The organism is Enterobacter sp. SA197 (assembly GCF_054131575.1).
In genome coordinates this window covers 105848-127939 of the sequence record NZ_CP096393.1, presented here as the reverse complement: position 1 = coordinate 127939, position 22092 = coordinate 105848, and the positions used below count along the sequence as shown (strand labels likewise).

General features: G+C 54.8%; 18 protein-coding genes. 13 read left to right on the top strand and 5 right to left on the bottom strand.

Annotated elements, in window-relative coordinates; translation table 11 throughout:
* Positions 1-71 precede the first annotated feature (71 nt).
* The 8 genes from M1D91_RS00595 (at position 72) to nagA (ending at position 9750) form a co-directional block, all read left to right on the top strand.
* Positions 72-926 carry a helix-turn-helix transcriptional regulator gene (locus M1D91_RS00595; RefSeq protein WP_437432274.1) on the top strand — a complete coding sequence of 285 codons (855 nt, stop codon included), beginning with the start codon at positions 72-74 and terminating at the stop codon, positions 924-926.
* Between the two features lie 249 nt (positions 927-1175).
* Positions 1176-1838, top strand: coding sequence for a fructose-6-phosphate aldolase (fsa, locus tag M1D91_RS00590; RefSeq protein WP_437432273.1), 663 nt, complete (start codon positions 1176-1178; stop codon positions 1836-1838).
* 53 nt (positions 1839-1891) lie between these two features.
* On the top strand, positions 1892-2995 hold the full coding sequence (gene gldA, locus M1D91_RS00585; protein WP_437432272.1) for a bifunctional L-1,2-propanediol dehydrogenase/glycerol dehydrogenase: 1104 nt from the start codon (positions 1892-1894) through the stop codon (positions 2993-2995).
* 572 nt (positions 2996-3567) lie between these two features.
* Positions 3568-4317 (top strand): DeoR/GlpR family DNA-binding transcription regulator, encoded by a 750-nt coding sequence (locus tag M1D91_RS00580; protein ID WP_437432290.1) that lies wholly within the window; start codon positions 3568-3570, stop codon positions 4315-4317.
* 161 nt (positions 4318-4478) lie between these two features.
* Positions 4479-6902 carry a glycyl radical protein gene (locus M1D91_RS00575; protein WP_437432271.1) on the top strand — a complete coding sequence of 808 codons (2424 nt, stop codon included), beginning with the start codon at positions 4479-4481 and terminating at the stop codon, positions 6900-6902.
* A gap of 30 nt (positions 6903-6932) precedes the next feature.
* Positions 6933-7847, top strand: coding sequence for a glycyl-radical enzyme activating protein (locus M1D91_RS00570; protein WP_437432270.1), 915 nt, complete (start codon positions 6933-6935; stop codon positions 7845-7847).
* Between the two features lie 9 nt (positions 7848-7856).
* Positions 7857-8600 carry a glucosamine-6-phosphate deaminase gene (gene nagB / locus M1D91_RS00565; RefSeq protein ID WP_437432269.1) on the top strand — a complete coding sequence of 248 codons (744 nt, stop codon included), beginning with the start codon at positions 7857-7859 and terminating at the stop codon, positions 8598-8600.
* Between the two features lie 4 nt (positions 8601-8604).
* The gene (gene nagA, locus M1D91_RS00560; protein ID WP_437432268.1) at positions 8605-9750 is read left to right on the top strand and encodes an N-acetylglucosamine-6-phosphate deacetylase; all 1146 of its coding nucleotides are present in this window, start codon (positions 8605-8607) and stop codon (positions 9748-9750) included.
* Positions 9751-9777: 27 nt separating this feature from the next.
* On the opposite strand, the gene metF is transcribed toward nagA, so the two are convergent.
* From metF to metB, 3 genes are all read right to left on the bottom strand, one after another.
* Positions 9778-10668 carry a methylenetetrahydrofolate reductase gene (gene metF / locus M1D91_RS00555; RefSeq protein ID WP_437432267.1) on the bottom strand — a complete coding sequence of 297 codons (891 nt, stop codon included), beginning with the start codon at positions 10666-10668 and terminating at the stop codon, positions 9778-9780.
* 269 nt (positions 10669-10937) lie between these two features.
* Positions 10938-13370 (bottom strand): bifunctional aspartate kinase/homoserine dehydrogenase II, encoded by a 2433-nt coding sequence (locus tag M1D91_RS00550; RefSeq protein WP_437432266.1) that lies wholly within the window; start codon positions 13368-13370, stop codon positions 10938-10940.
* A gap of 2 nt (positions 13371-13372) precedes the next feature.
* Complete coding sequence (gene metB, locus M1D91_RS00545; RefSeq protein ID WP_437432265.1) at positions 13373-14533, bottom strand: cystathionine gamma-synthase; 1161 nt, start codon at positions 14531-14533, stop codon at positions 13373-13375.
* A gap of 278 nt (positions 14534-14811) precedes the next feature.
* Here metB and metJ point away from each other — a divergent pair, with 278 nt between their 5' ends.
* Complete coding sequence (gene metJ, locus M1D91_RS00540; protein WP_437432264.1) at positions 14812-15129, top strand: met regulon transcriptional regulator MetJ; 318 nt, start codon at positions 14812-14814, stop codon at positions 15127-15129.
* Between the two features lie 408 nt (positions 15130-15537).
* Here the strand turns inward: metJ and M1D91_RS00535 are convergent, their stop codons facing one another.
* Positions 15538-16218, bottom strand: a complete 681-nt coding sequence (locus M1D91_RS00535) for an oligogalacturonate-specific porin KdgM family protein (RefSeq protein WP_437432263.1) — start codon at positions 16216-16218, stop codon at positions 15538-15540.
* A 372-nt stretch (positions 16219-16590) separates the two neighbouring features.
* The gene (rpmE, locus tag M1D91_RS00530) at positions 16591-16803 is read right to left on the bottom strand and encodes a 50S ribosomal protein L31 (RefSeq protein ID WP_437432262.1); all 213 of its coding nucleotides are present in this window, start codon (positions 16801-16803) and stop codon (positions 16591-16593) included.
* A gap of 249 nt (positions 16804-17052) precedes the next feature.
* Here rpmE and priA point away from each other — a divergent pair, with 249 nt between their 5' ends.
* The 4 genes from priA (at position 17053) to hslV (ending at position 22083) form a co-directional block, all read left to right on the top strand.
* A complete protein-coding gene (priA, locus tag M1D91_RS00525; protein ID WP_437432261.1) occupies positions 17053-19248 on the top strand; it encodes a primosomal protein N' in 2196 nt (731 codons plus the stop codon).
* Positions 19249-19405: 157 nt separating this feature from the next.
* On the top strand, positions 19406-20398 hold the full coding sequence (cytR, locus tag M1D91_RS00520; protein WP_457976306.1) for a DNA-binding transcriptional regulator CytR: 993 nt from the start codon (positions 19406-19408) through the stop codon (positions 20396-20398).
* A 95-nt stretch (positions 20399-20493) separates the two neighbouring features.
* Positions 20494-21462: a cell division protein FtsN gene (ftsN, locus tag M1D91_RS00515; protein WP_437432259.1), complete on the top strand. Its 969-nt coding sequence runs from the start codon at positions 20494-20496 to the stop codon at positions 21460-21462.
* Positions 21463-21552: 90 nt separating this feature from the next.
* Entirely contained in the window at positions 21553-22083 is a 531-nt protein-coding gene (gene hslV / locus M1D91_RS00510; protein ID WP_014072345.1) for an ATP-dependent protease subunit HslV, read from the top strand.
* The last annotated feature ends 9 nt before the right edge of the window (positions 22084-22092 follow it).

Here is a 22092-nt window from a genome sequence, read left to right as displayed (position 1 = left end):
CACACCTGGTGTGGCCTTTTTTTATGCCGCCCGTTAAGGTTATGCGGTTCGCGTCCCCGGGAAAGTAAATCATGAATGACGACGTCAGCCACCTTCTCTCTCGCCTGATTAGCGGCCCCTATCCCCTGCGCCATATCTGTTTTGCAGGCGCAGGCAGCGCTATTCCCGACCAGGCATTTCAGGTGGACTTCCCCCGGCTGGAAATTGTGCTGGAAGGCAAGCTGAATGATCGGGGGATTGCCGGCGACACGTCTGTGATGGTTGAGCAGGATGTATTGTATGTGCCAGCAGGCGGCTGGAACTTTCCGCAGTGGTCAACACCTGTGACCACCTTGAGCATCCTCTTTGGCAAACAGCAACTGGGATTCAGCGTGACGCGCTGGGATGGGAGCGCGCTTCATACTCTAACGAAACAGCATGTTGCTCGCCGTGGGCCGCGTATCGGCTCCTTCCTCTTACAGACGCTCCACGAAATGCAGATGCAACCAAAGGAGCAGCAAACCGCCCGTTTAATCGTTGCCAGCCTGTTGAGCCATTGCAGCGATCTCCTCGGCAGTCAAATTCAGACCGCCTCCAAAAGTCAGGCCCTTTTCGAAGCCATTCGCGACTATATCGACGAACATTATGCCATGCCGCTGACCCGCGAATCGGTGGCGCAATTCTTTTATATCTCCCCTAACTACCTCTCCCACCTGTTTCAGAAAACGGGCGCGATTGGCTTTAATGAGTATCTTACCCACACACGCCTCGAACACGCCAAAGCCCTGCTTAAGGGTTATGACCTGAAAGTAAAAGAGGTCGCGCACACCTGCGGCTTTGTGGACAGCAACTATTTCTGCCGCCTGTTTCGCAAACACACCGAGCGCTCCCCGTCAGAATATCGTCGGCACTATCACAGCCAGTTGACCGGGAAAAAACCGCAGTAGCGCGCCGCCTGAGCGGGCGTCTTAACCTGCGCTTTACTGGATTTTTGTAATATCACTATTGCTTGCTATTCGTTAAATCTCACCTTATCAGCCGCTTGATAACTTCATGGCAGGTAAACATGATGCAGATCATGCTTTCATTCGGATATTACATTTGTCCAGTTTTTGGCAGAAATGTCGCGTAGCGCCTTCTCCCGTTCCCCACGTATTCTGAAGAGAGACATTATTGGGAAATTAAGAGGAGCTATCATGGAACTGTATCTGGACACGGCCAATGTGGAAGAAGTTGAACGCCTGGCGCGTATCTACCCGCTGGCGGGTGTCACTACCAATCCGAGCATTATTGCGGCAGGTAAAGCGTCCATCTGGGACGTATTACCGCGCCTGCAAAAAGCCCTCGGCCCGGAAGGTACGCTGTTTGCACAGGTGATGAGCCGTGACGCAGAAGGCATGGTGTCTGAGGCAAAACGCCTGAGCCACGCCGTGCCTGGCATTGTCGTGAAAATCCCGGTCACCTTTGAAGGTCTGGCGGCCATTAAGCTTCTGAAGAGAGAAGGTATTCCAACGCTCGGCACCGCTGTCTACAGCGCATCCCAAGGGCTGCTTGCCGCGCTGGCAGGTGCAAAATATGTCGCTCCTTACGTAAACCGCGTCGATGCCCAGGGCGGAGACGGCATTCGCACCGTGCAGGAGCTGCAAAGCCTGCTGGAGCAACACGCACCCGGCAGTAAAGTGCTGGCGGCCAGCTTCAAAACGCCCCGCCAGGCGCTGGACTGCCTGCTGGCAGGCTGTGAAGCTATCACCCTGCCCTTAGATGTAGCGCAACAAATGCTCAATACTCCCGCCGTAGAATCAGCAGTGGAGAAATTTGAACAGGACTGGAACCACGCTTTTGGCAATCTCAACCTGTAACCCGGCGACAGGGCCGTGCTCCGCGGCCTGAGTAGCCCGCATGGAGGAAATGTATGGACCGCATTATTCAATCCCCAGGTAAATATATTCAGGGTGCAGACGTTATCACCCGTCTCGGCGAGTACCTCAAACCACTGGCGGCACGCTGGCTGGTGGTGGGTGACAAATTTGTTTTAGGTTTCGCTCAGGAAGCGCTGCAAAACAGCCTGGCCGATGCCGGGCTCGCCTGTGAAGTGGTGCCTTTCGGCGGCGAATGTTCACAAAATGAGATCGATCGTCTGCGTAATATTGCAGAAAGCGCAAAATGCGGTGCCGTGCTCGGCATTGGTGGCGGCAAAACCCTTGATACCGCAAAAGCGCTGGCCCATTTTATGAATGTACCGGTAGCAGTCGCACCAACCATCGCCTCCACGGATGCACCGTGCAGCGCGCTGTCGGTCATCTACAGCGATGAAGGCGAGTTTGAACGTTACCTGATGCTGCCGAACAACCCGGACTGCGTGATTGTCGACACTAAAATCGTGGCAGGCGCACCGGCGCGCTTACTGGCGGCGGGTATCGGTGATGCACTGGCAACCTGGTTTGAAGCCCGCGCCTGTTCCCGCAGCGGTGCGACTACTATGGCCGGTGGCCAGTGTACTCAGGCGGCATTAGCACTCGCGGAACTTTGCTATAACACGCTGATCAATGAAGGCGAAAAAGCAATGCTCGCCGCCGGGCAGCATGTGGTCACGCCTGCGCTGGAACGGGTGGTGGAAGCGAATACCTTCCTGAGCGGCGTCGGTTTTGAAAGCGGCGGGCTGGCGGCAGCACATGCGATTCACAACGGTCTGACGGCGATTGCGGATGCGCACCATTACTATCACGGTGAGAAAGTCGCTTTCGGCACCCTCACGCAACTGGTACTGGAAAACGCGGCTGTGGAAGAGATTGAAACCGTCGCCGCGCTTTGCCATACCGTTGGTTTGCCTGTCACCCTCGCGCAACTGGATATCACTGAGGATGTCCACGCCAAAATGCGCATCGTGGCAGAAGCGGCCTGCGCCGAAGGGGAAACCATCCATAACATGCCGGGTGGTGCGACCCCGGATCAGGTTTATGCCGCGCTGCTGGTTGCTGATCAGTATGGTCAGCGCTTCCTGGCAGAGTGGGAATAAGCGCTACATACTCCCGGCTCCGTCCGGGCTGAGGGATCCCCAGAAAACAATGCGAGCACGATTGGTCCCCTCGCCCCTTTGGGGTGAGGGGAAACATCGCCTCTGAGGGGCATTCCGTTCACCATATGTCCCTTGCTTTTCTGTCACGCCAGAACTCGTGAACGTGCCAGGGCGGTTCACCGCCACCGCCCTGGCGACCCGGGCTCCCGGCCAGGAAAATCGCCGCGGCGCGGTCAATTATACGCCCCATCCCCGGGGCTCACTCTTTCAGGGCTGGCGCAGGCGCTATTCAACATTGCTCCCGGCAATGTTGTCAGCTTAATCCTTCGGGCTTATCGGGGACGGGCGGATACGCGTCGCCGATTTTCAGCCGGACCCAGTCATCGCGGTGACGGTTTTATTCTTATTGCGCAATGTTATCGCTGCAAAACGTCATATTACCGGGGATATCTCAGCCGTCCGGGAGTGTTTCTTTATGTTCCTTTCACGCCATATTGTCAGGGTAATTTATGTGCTTTATAGTGCGTTTTTCCCTTTTGTGAATCCTCTTCATGCAATCATCAGACAGAAGAATGGGTATCTATGCCATTCTGCAGCAGGAAAAGAAGGTTGTGGTTAATGACCTTGCGGAAAAGTTTGGCGTCACCAAAATGACTATCCGCCGTGACCTCTCCTTCTTTGAAAAGCAGGGCATCGTGAAAACCAGCTACGGCGGTGCCTACCTGACGAGCGGTGCCAGCGTGGAACCCAGTTTTCAGCTCAAATCGGTACAGATGGTCGATGATAAACACCTGATCGGGCAAAAAGCTGCTGAGCGGGTTGAAGACGGCGACACCATTATTATCGACTGCGGCACCACCGCACTGGCCTTTGCGCAGTGCATTTTTGATAAGAAAATCATGGTCATTACCAACTCGGTGCCAGTGATAAACCTGCTTAAAGGGCGCAGCAACATTAAGCTGATTGTGGCACCTGGTGAATATGAAGACGACACCCAGGGGATGGTCTCTTTTAGCACCGCTGAGTTTTTTACGACACTGCACGCCGATAAAGTCTTTCTCAGCACGCAGGGCATCAATGAGCAGGGTGAACTTACGGTGCCAAAAATGACCGATGCCCACGTAAAGCGGGCGCTGGCCCGTGCCGGACGAGAGAAAATCCTGCTGGCTGACAAAAGCAAATTCGGTCAGACCTTCCTCGCAGGTCATGGAGATCTGGGCGACTTTGACGTGATTGTTAGTCAAAACGGCATTGCTGCCGACGTGTTATCCCTTCTTGACCGCTATCCTGCTGAACTTATCCTCGCTGACAGCCCCGTCTGAACCTTCGCGCCCGGAGACGGGCGCCTGTGTCTTTTAGTCGCTTTAAATGTTCTTTTTAGATCTATTTGTGACTAAAGAAACAAAATGAATCACTTTAAGATTGACAAAAACACACCCCAGGCATGAAATGCGCTAAAACCATTTCATCAGTGAGGGTATTTATGAACGGATTACTCAGCTTCAGACCCAGCAGTAACGACTGCGATTTTGCACGCATCGCTAAAAAACAGGATCAGATGTTCCACCGCGTGGCGACAATCTGCCCCGAACGTGCCGAAATCATTACCGACTCCTTCAGACGCTCCGAAGGAAAATCGATTGTCCTTCGCCGCGCGCAGGCGCTGGCCGACATTCTGGAAAAGATGACGATTTACATCGAACCGGAGATGCTGATTGTCGGCAACCAGGCCAGCGCCAACTTTGCCGCGCCGGTCTTCCCGGAATACTCATTTAACTGGGTTATTGATGAACTGGATGAGTTTGATAAACGTACCGGCGACAGCTTCCAGGTAAGCGAAGAGACCAAAGCTCGTCTGCGTGTTTTACAGGATTACTGGCAGGGAAAAACCCATCAGGATGAAGTGCTGGCTAACCTGCCGCAGGTGAACCGTCTGGCAGAAAAACAGGGCGTGCTGCACCGAGGCGGCATCAGCATGTCCGGCGACGGACACATTATCCCTAATCATGACTTCGTGCTGGAAGTGGGCTACGGCGGGATGCGCGATATCGCGAAACAGCATCTGGCGGAAGACAAAGACCTGACCGAAGAACAGACCGATTTCTATCAGGCCGTCATCATCACCATGAATGCCGCGCTGACTTACTGCAAACGGTTCTCTGCTCTTGCGAAAGACGAAGCTGCAAAAACCGCCGACGCCAAACGCCGTGATGAACTGCTGACCATGAGCGACATGTTCGCTCATCTGATGGAAGGCAAAGCGCAGAGCTTCTATGAAGCCGTCCAAACCGTCTATCTGACCCATCTGTTGATGATGATCGAAAGTAACGGACACTCCTTCTCCTTTGGCCGTTTTGACCAGTACGTCTGGCCGTTTTACGACGCGGATATCAAGGCCGGTAAAATCAGTAAAGAGAAGGCGCTGGAGATCCTGACCCACTTCTTCATCATGACCAATAGCCTCAATAAAGTGCGTCCGTGGGGCCACACCCAGTACAGCGGCGGCTACCCGCTTTATTCCAACCTGATGGTGGGCGGTATGAAGCCGGATGGCACCGACGGCACCAATGACCTCTCCTATCTGTCGCTGGAAGCGATGGCGCTGACCGGCCTGCCGGAGCCAAACCTCAGCGTGCGCTTCTCAAAAGATACTCCGCATTCGCTGATGCAGGACGCAGCAAAACTTATCCGCAAAGGTTTCGGTATGCCGTCCATTTTCTGTGACGAAGTGGTCATACCGGCAATGATGACGCTGGGGCTGACGGAAGAAGTGGCGCGCGAATATGCCTCAATGGGCTGCGTGGAAACCGCCATACCCGGCCGCTGGGGTCACCGCGCCACCGGGATGACCTACGTTAACTTCGGCAAAATTCTTGAGCTGGTGATGAACAACGGCTGCGACCCGGCCACTGGCGTGCAGCTGGTCAAAGTTAACGGCCAGGAAGGGCGTGAGATCCATTATGCTTCTTATGAGGAAGTATGGGCCGCGTGGAACCAGCTGCTGGAGTTCTACTCTGACCTGGCGGTGGACTGCGATCTGGTCTGCGACCGGGCACTGAAATATCACGATGCCGACGCCTTTGCTTCCGCCACCATCAACTGCTCGCTGGCGCGTGGTAAGACCCTGAAAAATGGCGGTGCAGAATATGATTTCGTCAGCTCTTCCAACATCGGCCCGTCCGTTGTTGGCGACAGTCTCGCTGCGGTGAAAAAACTGGTCTTTGATGACAAAGTTCTGACCCTCACACAGCTGCGTGACGCTCTGGACAGCAACTTCGAGGGTATTGAAGGTGCTCGCGTGCGCAAACTTTGCCGTAATGCACCGAAGTTCGGCAACGATATCGACTATGTGGATCACATTGTCGCCGATGTGTTCGAGTCCTATCTGAGGTTACTGCCGAAGTACAAAACCGATCGCTATGGTAAAGGGCCGAAAGGATGTGGATACACCATGTCCACTTCCAACATCACCTCGTATGTACCAAACGGTTTTGACGTCGGGGCCACGCCGGATGGTCGTCTGGCAACCCTGCCGCTGAACGAAGGCGCATCGCCGTGCCTTGGCGCAGACAAAGAAGGTCCAACGGCAGTGATCAACTCCGTGGCCAAGCTGCCAAATCAGAAAATCGCCGGCGGTCAGCTGCTGAACATGAAATTCACCCCAAGCGCGCTGGAGGGTGACGATAACCTGGAAAAATTCACCACCTTTATGGAAGCCAGCCGGGAGAAAAATATCTTCCATAACCAGTTCAACATCATCGACTCAAACATCCTGCGGGCAGCGAAAGCGCATCCGGAAGATTACCCGAACCTGATGGTCCGCGTGGCCGGTTATTGTGCCCTGTTCTCGACGCTGATGCCGGAAGCGCAGGACGCGATTATCGCCCGTACAGAACTGGCCTGGTAAACCGCCTGGACATATTAATAAGGACATACAATGAAAACAGGCCTGCTATCCCGTATTCAACGCTATTCCACTAAAGACGGCCCTGGTCTGCGAACAACGGTTTTTATGCAGCAGTGCAACCTCCGCTGCCTGTGGTGCGCGAACCCGGAAACGCTCAGGTCTGGTTTCAACGTCTTCTGGTTTAAAGAGCGCTGCCGCCAGTGCGGTTCCTGCGTCCAGGCGGCAGCAAATCAAGCCATTACCTTCGCTAAGCCAGGCGAAGGGGTGAACATTGACCGCAAGCAGTGCAGCAATCTTCTTGAGATGGTGGACATCTGCCCTTACGACGCTTACGAAAAAGTGGGTAAGGAGATGACTTCACGAGAACTGGCGGATCTGCTGCTGCGGGATAAGACCTTTTACGACACCAGCGGCGGCGGCGTCACGTTTTCCGGCGGTGAGCCTGCGTTACAGGCTGAATTTGTTCGCGAAACGGTACAGTGGCTGAAAGCGGAGGGCGTGCATGTCTGTCTCGACACGGCTGGCAATATTCGTTCGGAAAAACTATTGCCGCTCGTAGACGCGGTCGATCTGGTTTCTTACGACATTAAAGCTCTGGATCCAGAAATCCACCTTGCCTGCACCGGTGTGGATAACCATTTGATCCTGGAAAACGCCAGAGCGATCGCGGCGATGGGCAAATCCATGCAGGTCCGGATGGTGATCGTGCCCACGCAGAACGATCAACCGGAAGACATCCGTAAACGCCTCGATTTTATCCGCACTCTCGGCAGTGCCGTGCTGCAGGTGGATATCCTCGAATACCACATTTACGGCATCGGCAAGTATCACCGCCTTGGGATGCCCTATTTACTCAATGACCTTCCGCCGCTTAAGCGGGAGTTGATTGACCAGACAAGAGAGTACGCTGAAGAGATAGGTCTTAAGACCACTGTCGGCGGTTAAGGAAAACCCATGCTGAATTTTACCATTGCACAAAACTATCAAGAAATGAGCAGGCTGGCGGCACACCGCGTCGCAAAAGCGCTGGAGCATAAACCTGCTCTGGTTATGGCGCTGCCTACGGGCGGCACGCCGGTCGGCCTGTTACAGGAGATGAGCCGCATGGCGCGGGATGAGCAGCTCGATTTTTCCCGCGCATTCTCATTCAACATTGATGAATACATTGCGCTGAAAAAAGAGGATCCCCAGAGTTATTACTGGTTCCTTGACCACTATTTCTATCAGCATGCCAGCCTGCCTCTGGAAAACCGTTTTGTTCCGGATGTTCTGGCAGCAGATCTTCTCGCCGAGTGCGCGCGCTACGAACAGACTATTCAGGCGCATGGCGATTTTGATCTGACCGTACTGGGTATCGGTCATGACGGCCATATTGGCTTTAACGAACCTCACGCCACGCATAGTCCGGTGTGCCACGTTGTCGATCTTAATGAGGAGACCATTAAGGCGAATGCCCGTTTCTTCGCGCGTCGCGAAGATGTGCCGCGTCAGGCCATCACGCTCGGTATGGGGACCATCCTCAGAAGTAAAGAGATCGTACTGATTGCCAACGGCGTATCGAAAGCCCCGGTGATGAAGCAACTCTACGAATGCGCCACCATTGACCCGCTTTTCCCGGCCTCCTTCCTGCTGCTGCACCCTGATGTCACCATTATTTGCGATCGGGAAGCTGCCTCACTCATTCCTTCTCCGAGGTAATGCAATGATCATCCAAAGCGCGCGCGTCTGGCTCTCCGGTGGTTTTTACCCGGCACATATTATCGTTGAGGATGGCCGTATTACTCACATCGCGACAGGTTTTGTCGACAACGCAACCCACGACTTTGGCACGCGGCGCATTATCCCTGGCCTGATTGACAGCCATGCTCACGGCGGATGGGATTACGACACCAATGAAGACGATCCGCAGGGATTACGCCGTTGGGCGAAGCACCTCCCCGCTGAAGGTGTCACCGCATTCTGCCCCACCACGGTGACGGACGAGGATGCCACCCTGCTTGCCGCACTTGGTAATATTTCCCGGGTGATGGATGAGGATTACTGCGGTGCGGAGATCCTGGGAATTCATTTTGAAGGTCCGTTTTTGTGCCAGCAGTATCGCGGCGCGCAGCCGGAGAATCAGATTCGCCCGGCAAGCGTGGCCGAATTTGCCCTCTTTGAGAAAGCGGCCCGGAACCGGATAATCGCCATTACCCTTGCGCCGGAAGAGGATAAAGATCTCGCCCTCACCCGCTACTGCGCGCAAAAAGGAATAGTCGTCAACATGGGGCACTCAAACGCGTCCTTTGAGCAGGTTCTTGATGCCGTCGCCAATGGCGCGAAGAACGTCACCCATGTGTATAACGGTATGGCGAAGTATGTGAACCGCGAACCGGGGCTGCTCGGGGCCGCTTTTCGTCTGGACGGACTTTATGGCGAAGTGATCGCTGACGGTATTTTTGTCAGTCTGGTTTCCGCTTCTCACCTCTACCGACTGAAAAATGACAACGATGTCATCATGATCAGTGATTCGATGAAATCCAAGGGCTGCCCACCCGGGTGCTATATGTTTGGCGGCGAACCGATGATCCTGGGCGAAGACGGTGCAACACGTCGGGAGAATGGCGTGCTGGTCGGCAGTACGCTGCATCTCAATCGCGGTCTATACAATATGGTTGAAGGGGCAATGGTGCCTTTTGGCGCCGCGCTGAAATCCTGCACCCTTAATCCGGCGAGACTGCTCGGCGTTGACGGGCACAAAGGCAAACTGCAGCGCGGGTATGATGCCGATATTGTGGTACTGGAAGATAATTACGATGTGCACACCACTTTCTGCGCTGGCAACGTGGCGTTCAGCGTGGCCGGATGAGCCAAATATCCGGCCAGGAATGTTCACTCAGAGTGCCGGGCGAACGCCCAGGGTGTGGCAAATGGCGTAGCTCATTTCTGCACGGTTCAGGGTATAGAAGTGGAAGTCCTTCACCCCTTCACGACTAAGTATTTTCACCATGTCCATGGCGATGCTGGCGCCCACCAGCTTGCGGGTTTCCGCATCGTCATCAAGGCCGGCAAACATCTGTGACATCCATGCCGGAATACGCACGTTGGTCATGTCGGCAAATTTCTTCGCTTGTTTAAAGTTGGAGACCGGCAGAATGCCTGGGATTATCTCCACATCAATACCCGCCGCCACGGAGCGGTCGCGAAAGCGTAAATAGCTCTCGACGTCGAAAAAGAACTGTGTAATGGCACGGTTAGCGCCCGCATCCACTTTGCGTTTCAGGTTCAGCAGGTCCGCCTGCGCGCTTTTCGCTTCCGGGTGCACTTCCGGGTAGGCCGCAACGGAGATATCAAAATCCGCCACCTCTTTAAGTAACGTCACCAGATCGGCGGCATACATGTCCGGCTTACCGCTGCCTGGCGGTAAATCACCGCGCAGTGCCACAATGTGACGAATGCCGTTGTCCCAGTAATCTTTGGCGATAGCGCGCAGCTCATCACGGGAGGCATCAATACAGGTCAAATGCGGCACGGCTTCCAGACCGGTGCGGTCCTTAATCCCTTTAATGATGCTGTGGGTACGGTCACGTTCACCGGAGTTCGCGCCGTAAGTCACGGAGACAAACTTCGGCTTAAGGCTGCTCAAACGATCGATGGAGTTCCAGAGGGTCTGTTCCATTTCACTGGTACGCGGCGGAAAAAATTCAAAAGAAACATTAATCTGCCCGTGCACTTCAGCCAGGCTCTGATTCAGGGCTTCTCGCTGGTTGGCGTGAAAAAAGCTCATACCTTACCTCATCAATCGCGTGTTGTTATTTGCTGCGCTATAAACATCCATCCGTTTAGACGTCTGGATGTAAAAATGACGGAAAAGCGGACGAACGTCAACCGGAAAATCACGATTATGTGTGCGGTATATTCAACGAAGATGAAAAAGGTTCAGGATGGGCTGGGGGAAGTGCGTGATGATGCCCTCACCCCAGCCCTCTCCCACGGGGAGAGGGAGAAAACCGGCCCTGCATTCCGCTTTTCGCCGGGAGAGGGAAAACATACGGATTACAACAGTTGCGCCAGGCGATTAATATCCGATTGAATCGCCCCGGCAGTCACATCGCGCCCGGCACCCGGCCCGCGAATCACCAGTGGGTTATCACGATACCAGCGGCTTTCGATGGCAAAAACGTTGTCGCAGGGCAGCAGCGCCGCCAGCGGGTGCTCTTCGCGTACCGCTTCAACGCCGACACGTGCTTTTCCATTAGCGTCAAAACGCGCCACGTAGCGCAGCACCAGGCCCATTTCGCGCGCCGCCTCCAGACGCTGTAGCATCTGCTCGTTCAGCTCATCGCCGTTTTCAAAGAAGTGATCAACGGAGCCCTCTTCGCAGTGCGCCGGCACCAGCGACTCCACACGCACCTGATCCGGCTCGATGTCATAACCCGCTTCACGGGCGAGGATCACAAGCTTACGCATCACATCTTTACCAGAAAGGTCAACGCGCGGGTCCGGCTCGGTCAGACCCTGCTGCCAGGCCTGATCCACCAGGTCGGTGAACGGCACGGTGCCGTCAAATTGCAGGAACAGCCAGGAGAGCGTGCCGGAAAAAATCCCGCTGATGGCCAGAATGCTGTCACCGCTGTCGATAAGATCGCGCACGGTGTGGTTGACCGGCAGACCCGCACCGACGGTGGCGTTATAGAGCCAGCGACGCCCGGTTTTTTCAAAGGCGTCGTGGATCTGACGGTATTTATTGCTGTCGCTCGCCCCGGCCAGTTTATTGGCGCTAATAACGTGAAAACCGTGGCTGGCAAAATCCAGATACTGGTCGGCAAGCAGCTCACTGGCGGTCACGTCCAGCACCACCAGATCATCGTAGGGGTGTGCCCGCATCCAGAGGAAGAGAGACTCTTCATCCTGCTCAACCGCATCGTCATTAAAGAAAGCCAGCGCACGACTGGCGTCCAGCCCATCGTAGTTCAGCAGGCTACGGCGGCTGTCCACCACGCCAGCAAGCACAAATTCAAAACCCGTTCGCGCAGAGAGGGCGCGTTGTTCGCGAGCAAAGAGTTCCAGCCAGCGTGAACCGATATTCCCTTTACCAAACAGCACCAGACCAATGCGTTTTTCCGCCCGGAACAGAGACTGATGCAGCCCCTGAATCAGGCTTTCGGTTGGTCCGACGCGTAGTACCGCGACCAGACTGATGCCTTCTTCTGACTGGGTGATAAACTCCACCGGTTGTCCTTTGAGCTGCTGCCAGAAACGGTGGCAATGCAGCGGATTATGGCAGACACCGGCTCCCACCAGCGCGACCAGCGCCAGCCCCTGGCGCAAACGCAGGTCGCCGGGTAAGTCCGCTTCAGTGAGCAGTTTAAAGACGCTCTCCACCACTTCCGAGGTGTAGCAAAGTTGCAGCAGGTTGCGGTCGGCATGAACGCCTGTCGCCAGCGGGCGCACCTGGCTGCGTTTGAGGATCAGATCGACCTCTTTTTGCGCCAGTTTGAAATCGTGCCCCGCGGGAACCTGAAACTCAATCAGGCAGACATCGTCATGACTGGTGACAATACGCGCGCCGGTGCCGGAGGCCAGCACCCGTTCAATACGCGTGGACCCCTGTTCCGGGTTGTAGCTACAACGCAGTTGCAAATCGATATTACTGCCGGAAACCGGCTGCAACGTGCGGGCATGCAGTACCGGTGCGGCGAGACGTGCCAGTTCACTGGCCTCATCCAGACGCAGCAGCGGCAGCAGACAGGCATCCTTAACCTTACGGGGATCGGCGCTGTACACCCCGGCCACATCGCTCCAGATGGTGACGCGAGACACGCCGCCCAACGCGCCGACCTGGGTGGCCGAATAGTCAGAACCGTTACGCCCCAGCAGCACGGTTTCACCCGCGTCGTTGCGGCTGATGAAGCCGGTGACTACCAGACGTTTGCCAGGATGTTGCGCCAGTAACTGTTGCAACAGTGGCCAGGAGGCACCTTCGTTAACCTGAGGCTGAGCCGCCCGCTCGGCGCGAAGGAAGTCACGCGCATCAAGCCAGGCGGATTCCATCCCCTGCTGGTTAAGCACGGCAGACATCAAACGGGCTGACCAGATTTCGCCGTGCCCCACCACTTCGGCATAGACGGCATCGGTTACTCCGCTATCCAGCAAACCCGCCAGCCGCTCCAGGTCACGAATAAAATCGCTGGTCAGGCCGTCCGCCACGTCAGCGGGCAGCAGTCCGGCGATCAACTCACTCTGATAGCGCCGTAATGATTGTTGAACCTGATGCGCAGAGAGCCTGTCGGTCTGGCTTAACTTCAGCCAGCTGATCAGCTGGTTGGTGGTGCTGCCCGCCGCCGAGACGACCATCATGTCGCCAGGTTGCGAGTACTCGTTCATGATCCCTGCGACACGCAGGTAACACTTCACATCAGCCAGACTACTCCCACCAAATTTGTGCAGCTGGCGAACCGTCGCCCCTGCCTGCGCATTCACACTCATGTTTATCCCTCAGCTGCGATCCGGAAGCCATTTTCCAGATCGGCAATCAAATCTTCACCATCTTCAATGCCGGTTGAGATACGCAGCAGCGTCTCAGAAATGCCGGCGGCGGCACGTGCTTCCGGCGCCATGCCCGCGTGCGTCATGGTGGCAGCGTGGGAGATCAAGCTTTCAACCCCACCTAAAGATTCTGCCAGCGTAAAGAGTGACAGCCCGCTTAAGAAGCGACGCAGTGTTTGCTCATCGCCATCCAGCTCAAAACTTAACATTGCCCCAAAGCCTTTTTGCTGACGAGCGGCAATGTCGTGACCCTGATTTTCCGGCAGCGACGGGTGATACAGTTTTTTTACCAGCGGCTGGGTTTTCAGGAACTCGACAATCGCCTGGGCGTTGCGCTGCGCCGCTTCCATTCGTGGTGAGAGCGTACGCAGGCCGCGCAGCAGCAGGTAACTGTCGAAGGCGCCTGCGGTGACGCCAATATTATTCGCCCACCATGCCAGTTCCGTGACACGTTCCGGGTCTTTTGCGATCACGACCCCGGCGACAACATCAGAGTGACCGTTGAGGTACTTCGTACAGGAATGCAGTACCAGGTCAGCACCCAGCGCCAGCGGGTTTTGCAACGCCGGGCTCAGGAAGGTGTTATCTACCACGCTTACCGCCCCGGCTTCACGCGCCAGCTGACAGATTTTCGCAATATCCACGACGCGCAACAATGGGTTGCTTGGACTTTCCACCAGTACCAGCCTGGGTTTTTGCGCCAGCGCTGCCTGTAGTGCCTGCTCATCGTTTTGATCGACAAATAAAACGTTGTAGCACCCGCGTTTTGCCAGACTATCGAACAGTCGATAGCTGCCGCCATAACAGTCATGCGGTGCAACAAGCAGATCGCCAGGTTTCAGGTACACCGTGGTCACCAGATGAATCGCCGACATGCCGGTGTTGGTCAGCACTGCGCCGGCTCCGCCTTCCAGCTCTGCCAGCGCACGCTGGGTAACATCACGCGTAGGGTTACCACGGCGCGAATAGTCATGCGCGCGTGGTTCGTTGAATCCGGTGAAGTTGTAGGTGCTGGAGAGATGAATAGGCGGGACAACGCAGCCGTACTGCTCGTCATCGTTCAATCCGCTACGCACTGCAATGGTGGCCTGTTTACGCGTCATGGTGAAGGCTTCCTGGCTTAATGGATGAAAAGTCAGGTCACAGAGTAAACACTCGGATAATGGACGTCAATACATCTGGACATCTAAACTTCTTTGCGTATAGATTGAGCAAATGCGCAATAGCCGTTAAAATTATATGCTTTAGTAAAGCAACGTCACGCGATACACCGTGTCACGATAGTGACTCTACGGTAAACTATGCGGGATTACGGTCCGGGCACTGTGCATTGTCCAGGTTCAGACCTTCTATTAATGACTGAGAGGATTAAAGGTATCTCATGGCTGAATGGACCGGCGAATATATCAGCCCCTACGCTGAGCACGGTAAGAAGAGTGAACAAGTAAAAAAAATTACGGTTTCCATTCCTCTGAAGGTGTTAAAAATCCTCACCGATGAGCGCACCCGTCGACAGGTCAATAACCTGCGTCATGCCACCAATAGCGAGCTGCTGTGTGAGGCCTTCCTGCATGCCTTTACCGGCCAGCCTCTGCCCAACGATGAAGACCTGCGTAAAGAGCGCAGCGACGAAATCCCGGAAGCAGCGAAAGTGATCATGCGTGAACTGGGAATTGACCCCGATACGTGGGAATACTGATATGAAAAAGGCAGAAGATATCTTCTGCCTTTTTTGTAGGTTATGCGGTGTCTGAATCAGAAGCGGGTCACTTCGGGGTGAACTTCTGACAGTGAAACAAAGTAAGACACAACGACATTTTTGAACGCTTTCAGCATAGTCATCACCTTTCACACGTTATTCGATTGCCTGTTTGTTGTGAAAAGCATAAGCCTGATGAAGGCGACCGGCAAGAATTTTGTGACATATATCACAAAAACTAGCTGCAACGCGTCAAAAGCACCGGCACCTTTGTCGCCAGTAAAATCTCAACCGGGTAAATAGAAGGCCTACGGTGGTAAGGGCGAGACGTCCTCTTACGAATGCGCAGAACAACGGCGACAAATATATTGCCGCCGTTCAGACAGACACAGAAATAAATGAGGAAGGTTAGAAATTGTATCCCAGACCGATACGGTAACGGGTCTGACGGTCATCGGTGGTGGCAGTATTATAGCCGGAGGAAACATTACCCACTTCGGCAAAAGGCACCCATGAGCCATATTTATAAGCTACACGGAAGTTATATTCATAATCTGTTTTAGAGTTATTATAAATATTTTCGTTTTCTGCGAATTTATAGAAACCGTTTAATTCAAACATCCAGTTCCCGGTATTATATCCAATCCATGCTTCCGGCCGGTTTAAATGACGATCGTCACGCCCCTGGGCATTGCGTCTTGCATACTCATAACGGTAGCGGAAGGCGGTCCACCAGTTTTCATTAATATTATATTGAACACGAATATAAGGTTTATAAATCGCGATGTTATCACCGGTTTCAACCGCCACGCCGGGTTGCCAGACCAGGTTGTTCCAGGTCGCCTGATAGCTTGCCGTATACTCTACCCCGTTTGACTCCATATTATTCAGTGGTTTTTTGGCCTGCGTATCATTAGAGCGAGAAATGCCTTCTACCGCCACACCAAAACCACTTGCAAAACGTTGGGACATATAAACACGGTCGTAGTTACGACCATCATCATAATACTCGTGACGATAATCCACATAACCGGCATGGGCCGCACCTGCTAATACAGGAAGCAGTAATAAGGCATATTTCAGCTTCATGGAAATTCCTCTTTGACGTAATCTAATAAAAGAAAATATGTAGCTGATAATCCCCAGGCCAGCGCAACAAGTGAAATTCAAAGCTACAGATTAAAAAGGTTTCATTACGCGAGGGATTGTATTTTAGTGTAAATGTACAAACCTTTTAAATTTTGCCAGGGTTTTCGGTTCGTGGCAAAAAAGCAAAGGTTGATAAGCGCCATATCACCAACTGAAACAATAGGTCTTAAAAAAAGAAACGCCGTGCCGAATCACCAGAGATGACGTAGCAACAGGGGAGGAAAGATGGCGATCAGGCGGTGATGTGAGGGTGTACCAGGCAGAAATCAGGCACAAAAAAAGCGCCTTTCGGCGCTCTTTTTATCGGGCAACTTATTTGCTGCCTGGGATGCTGAAACGCTTGTTGAAGCGGTCAACACGGCCACCGGTAGCAACATCACGCTGTTTGCCGGTGTAGAACGGGTGGCACTGGCCGCATACGTCGAGGTTCAGGTCGTGACCTACGGTTGAGCGGATTTTGATAGAATTACCGCAAGAGCAGTTAGCAGTAATTTCAGTGTAATTTGGGTGAATACCTTTTTTCATGGGAAACCTCAGTTTAAGGCCGCGTCGCTCTTCCAGCCCTAACGCCAGACACCACGCGAAGTTAATAATTTCCCGTCGCCTTTCACGCCGCAGGGACGCAAAATTCTCGGGCAATAATGTTTTGGCTGCGTGAATACGCACCAAAGGCGGCGAATCATACAGAAATTAACCAGTGTATGCAAACTGATCCGCGCCCCACCGTTAACAATGTGTATACTATCCCGCCAGTTTTCAAGTCAGGATCCACAAATGCCCGTCGCCCACGTTGCGCTGCCTGTACCCTTGCCTCGCACCTTTGACTACCGCCTGCCCGAGAGCATGCCCGTCAGTGCAGGTTGTCGCGTGCGTGTACCTTTCGGTAAACAGGAGCGTGTCGGCATTGTGGTCGCGGTTAGCGAGCAGAGTGAACTCCCCGTTCATGAACTGAAAGAGGTCATTGAGGTCCTGGACAGCGAACCGGTGATTGCTGGCTCACTCTGGCGACTTCTGCTCTGGGCAGCGGATTATTATCACCACCCGATTGGCGACGTGCTCTCCAACGCACTGCCAATTTTGCTGCGTCAGGGCAAACCTGCCAGCGCGACCGTGCAGTGGTTCTGGTTTGCCACCGAACAGGGGCTGGCTGTCGACATTAATACGCTCAAACGCTCCCCCAAACAGCAGCAGGCCCTTGCCGCTTTACGCCAGGGGCGCATCTGGCGTCATCAAGTCACGCAGCTCGATTTCACTGAAGCCGCACTGCAATCATTACGTGCAAAAGGGCTGGCGGAGCTTAACAGTGAGGAACCGGCGTGGCAGGACTGGCGGGTGGGCTTTTCCGTCAGCGGCGAGCGTTTAAGGCTCAATACCGAGCAGGCTACCGCCGTCGGGGCGATCCGCAGTGCCGATGACCGATTCTCCGCCTGGCTACTGGCGGGGGTCACCGGTTCAGGGAAAACCGAGGTCTACCTGAGCGTGCTGGAAAACACGCTGTCACAGGGTAAACAGGCGCTGGTGATGGTGCCGGAAATCGGCCTGACGCCTCAAACTATCGCCCGCTTTCGCGAACGCTTCTCCGCCCCCGTTGAGGTGCTGCACTCCGGCCTTAACGACAGCGAGCGGCTGTCCGCCTGGCTGAAAGCAAAAAACGGCGAGGCGGCGATAGTTATCGGCACGCGTTCGGCGCTGTTCACGCCCTTTAAGAACCTCGGGGTGATCGTGATTGATGAAGAGCACGACAGCTCCTATAAACAGCAGGAAGGGTGGCGCTACCATGCGCGGGATCTGGCGGTATACCGTGCGCATAGTGAACAGATACCGATTATTTTAGGCTCCGCCACCCCCGCTCTGGAAACGTTGCACAACGTACGGGCGCGGAAATACCACATGCTGCGCCTGACGCGCCGCGCCGGTGGGGCTCGCCCTGCGGTCCAGCATGTGCTGGATTTAAAAGGGCAGGCGTTACAGGCTGGTTTAGCGCCAGCGCTAATCAACCGCATGCGCCAGCATCTGCAGGCGGGTAATCAGGTTATTCTTTTCCTTAATCGCCGTGGGTTCGCACCTGCGCTGCTCTGCCATGACTGTGGCTGGATTGCCGAATGCCCCCGCTGCGATCACTACTACACGCTGCATCAGTCTCAACACCAGCTTCGCTGTCACCATTGCGACAGCCAGCGCCAGGTCCCGCGCCAGTGTCCGTCATGTGGGTCGACGCATCTGGTGCCGGTGGGGCTGGGAACCGAGCAGCTTGAACAGGCCCTGACGCCCCTCTTTCCCGACGTGCCCCTCTCCCGCGTTGACCGCGATACTACCAGCCGCAAGGGGGCACTGGAGCAACATCTTGCCGATGTTCATCGGGGTGGTGCGCGTATTCTGATTGGTACCCAGATGCTGGCGAAAGGTCACCACTTTCCGGACGTCACCCTGGTTGCCTTGCTGGACGTGGACGGCGCGCTGTTCTCTGCGGATTTTCGCGCTGCTGAGCGTTTCGCCCAGCTCTATACGCAGGTTTCCGGCCGTGCGGGCCGTGCGGGAAAACAAGGTGAGGTTGTATTACAAACCCACCACCCGGAGCATCCCCTGCTGCAAACGCTGTTATATAAAGGCTATGACACCTTCGCAGAGCAAGCGCTGGCAGAACGTCAGACCATGCAACTTCCCCCCTGGACCAGCCATGTGATCATCCGTGCTGAAGATCATAACAATCAGCAGGCCCCTCTCTTCCTCCAGCAATTGAAGAATTTGCTGCAATCGAGCCCGCTTGCAGACCAGCAACTGTGGGTGTTAGGCCCGGTGCCCGCCCTGGCACCCAAGCGCGCCGGGCGCTGGCGCTGGCAGCTTTTACTTCAGCACCCCTCCCGCGTTCGTCTGCAACAGGTTATCAGCGGCACGCTGGCGCTTATCAATACCCTCCCCGACGCGCGTAAAGTGAAGTGGACCCTGGATGTGGACCCGGCTGAGAGCTAAGCTTGCGAGGCGGGTCTAAAAATTTAACTTTCATCACACTTTTGCTGAAAATACTGTAACCGGTCTGGTTAACTATCTGATAAAAATGTCTCTGCGCGTGCGCCGCGCAGGCGAGGAGAAGAAGGTGAAGACCAGGAATCCGGTTGCAACTGCGACCATGAAAGATGTTGCCGTTAAAGCGAACGTTTCGACCGCAACGGTATCCCGTGCGTTAATGAATCCAGATAAGGTATCGCAGGCAACCCGTAATCGGGTGGAACAGGCGGCAATGGAAGTGGGTTACCTGCCGCAGGCGATGGGACGCAATGTTAAACGCAATGAATCCCGGACCATCCTGGTGATTGTCCCTGACATTTGCGATCCCTTTTTTAGCGAAATAATTCGCGGCATCGAAGTGACCGCCGCAGAAAACGGTTATCTGGTTTTGATTGGCGACTGCGCCCATCAGAACCAGCAGGAAAAGACCTTTATCGACTTGATTATCACCAAGCAGATTGACGGTATGTTGCTGCTGGGCTCGCGTTTACCCTTTGATGCCAGTATTGAAGAGCAACGTAATCTGCCCCCGATGGTCATGGCCAACGAATTCGCGCCCGAGCTGGAGCTACCCACCGTCCATATCGATAATCTCACCGCTGCCTTCAACGCCGTTAACTATTTGCATGAGCAGGGACATCAGTTGATTGGCTGTATTGCCGGCCCGGAAGAGATGCCGCTCTGTCACTACCGTTTACAGGGCTATGTGCAGGCGTTGCGTCGCTCCGGACTCACCGTTGATCCTCATTATATTGCGCGTGGAGATTTTACCTTTGCTGCAGGCAGCAACGCGCTGGAGCAGCTTTTGTCTCTACCCAGGCCACCAACCGCTGTATTTTGCCATAGCGACATCATGGCGCTCGGCGCGCTGTCGCATGCCAAACGCCACGGCCTCCAGGTCCCACGCGATTTATCCATTATTGGTTTTGATAACATCTCGCTGGCAGAGTTTTGCGATCCGCCGCTGACCACCGTCGCCCAGCCGCGTTTCGACATCGGCCGCGAATCGATGTTGCTCTTGCTGGATCAGCTGCAAGGACATAGTGTCAGTAGTGGTTCCCGCTTGCTGGACTGCGAATTGATCATTCGTGGCTCGACAAAAGCGCTGACCTAACGTAAATGGGTTATCAGAATCCCTCTTCTGGTCAAAAGCCCGTCGCTTAAGTAACATGGCGGGCTGATAAACGAAATAAATACAGCGAAACGATAGTGGCACAACGAGATTATGTACGCCGCAGCCAGTCGGCTCCTTCGCGGCAGAAAAAGAGTAGCCCAAGGAAAAAGCAACGCAGTTCGTCTGCTGTCTCGCCAGCGATGGTCGCGATCGCCGCTGCCGTGGTGGTGGCCTTTATCGGTGGTCTGTACTTTATTACTCACCACAAAAAAGAAGAGTCCGAAACCCTGCAGAGCCAGAAAGTGGCAGGCAATGGCTTACCGCCAAAACCAGAAGAGCGCTGGCGTTATATCAAAGAACTTGAAAGCCGCCAGCCGGGCGTACGTGCGCCTACGGAACCCTCTGCCGGCGGCGAAGTACAGAACGCCGATCAGCTGACAGGCGAGCAACGTCAATTGCTCGCGCAGATGCAAGCTGATATGCGCCAGCAGCCCACGCAGCTCAATGAGGTGCCGTGGAATGAACAGACGGCAGAGCAACGCCAGCAAACGTTGCAGCGCCAGCGTCAGGCACAGCAACAGCTTCAGCAGCAACAGCAGTGGGCGGAGCAGCCGCGTTCGCAGCCTTCTCAGCCAGCACGTACGGTACAAAATGCGCCGGTACAACAGCCGCCGCGCCAGACGCAGACGCAGAGGCCCGTGAGCAGTAACCAGCAGCCTTATCAGGATTTACTGCAAACGCCTGCACACACGACCGCAGCGGCGCCAAAAACACAGCAGAGTGCGCCGATAACCCATGAAACCGAAGCGCCTAAGCCAGCCGCTGAGAAGAAAGATGACCGCCGCTGGATGGTGCAGTGCGGGTCGTTTAAAGGGGCAGAGCAGGCTGAAACCGTGCGCGCTCAGCTCGCTTTCGAAGGTTTTGACTCCCGCATCACCAGCAGCAACGGCTGGAACCGCGTGGTCATCGGCCCGGTGAAAGGGAAAGATAACGCAGATGGAACCATCAGCCGCCTGAAGATTGCCGGCCACACAAACTGTATCCGTCTCGCCTCCGGGGGTTGAAACCCCCAAAATCCCCCCCATCTATATTTGCATTCGGCCCCGTACCTGTACGGGGCTTCTGTTCTGTATTCCTAACCAGGGGGTCTGCTCGTGACAACAATAGTAAGCGTACGCCGTAACGGCCAGGTCGTTATCGCCGGTGATGGCCAGGCCACGCTGGGCAATACCGTTATGAAAGGCAATGTGAAAAAAGTCCGTCGTTTGTATAACGACAAAGTTATCGCGGGCTTCGCCGGCGGAACCGCCGATGCGTTCACCTTGTTTGAACTCTTTGAACGTAAACTGGAAATGCACCAGGGCCATCTGGTGAAAGCCGCCGTTGAACTGGCGAAAGACTGGCGCACAGATCGCATGCTGCGCAAGCTCGAAGCGCTACTGGCCGTCGCGGACGAAACCGCGTCTTTGATCATCACCGGTAACGGTGACGTCATTCAGCCTGAAAACGACCTCATTGCTATCGGCTCCGGCGGCCCGTACGCCCAGGCAGCTGCCCGCGCACTGTTGGAAAACACCGACATGAATGCGCGCGATATCGCGGTGAAAGCGTTGGATATTGCAGGAGACATCTGCATCTATACCAACCATAACCACACCATTGAAGAATTGACCTCCAAGGCGTAAGGATCTCCC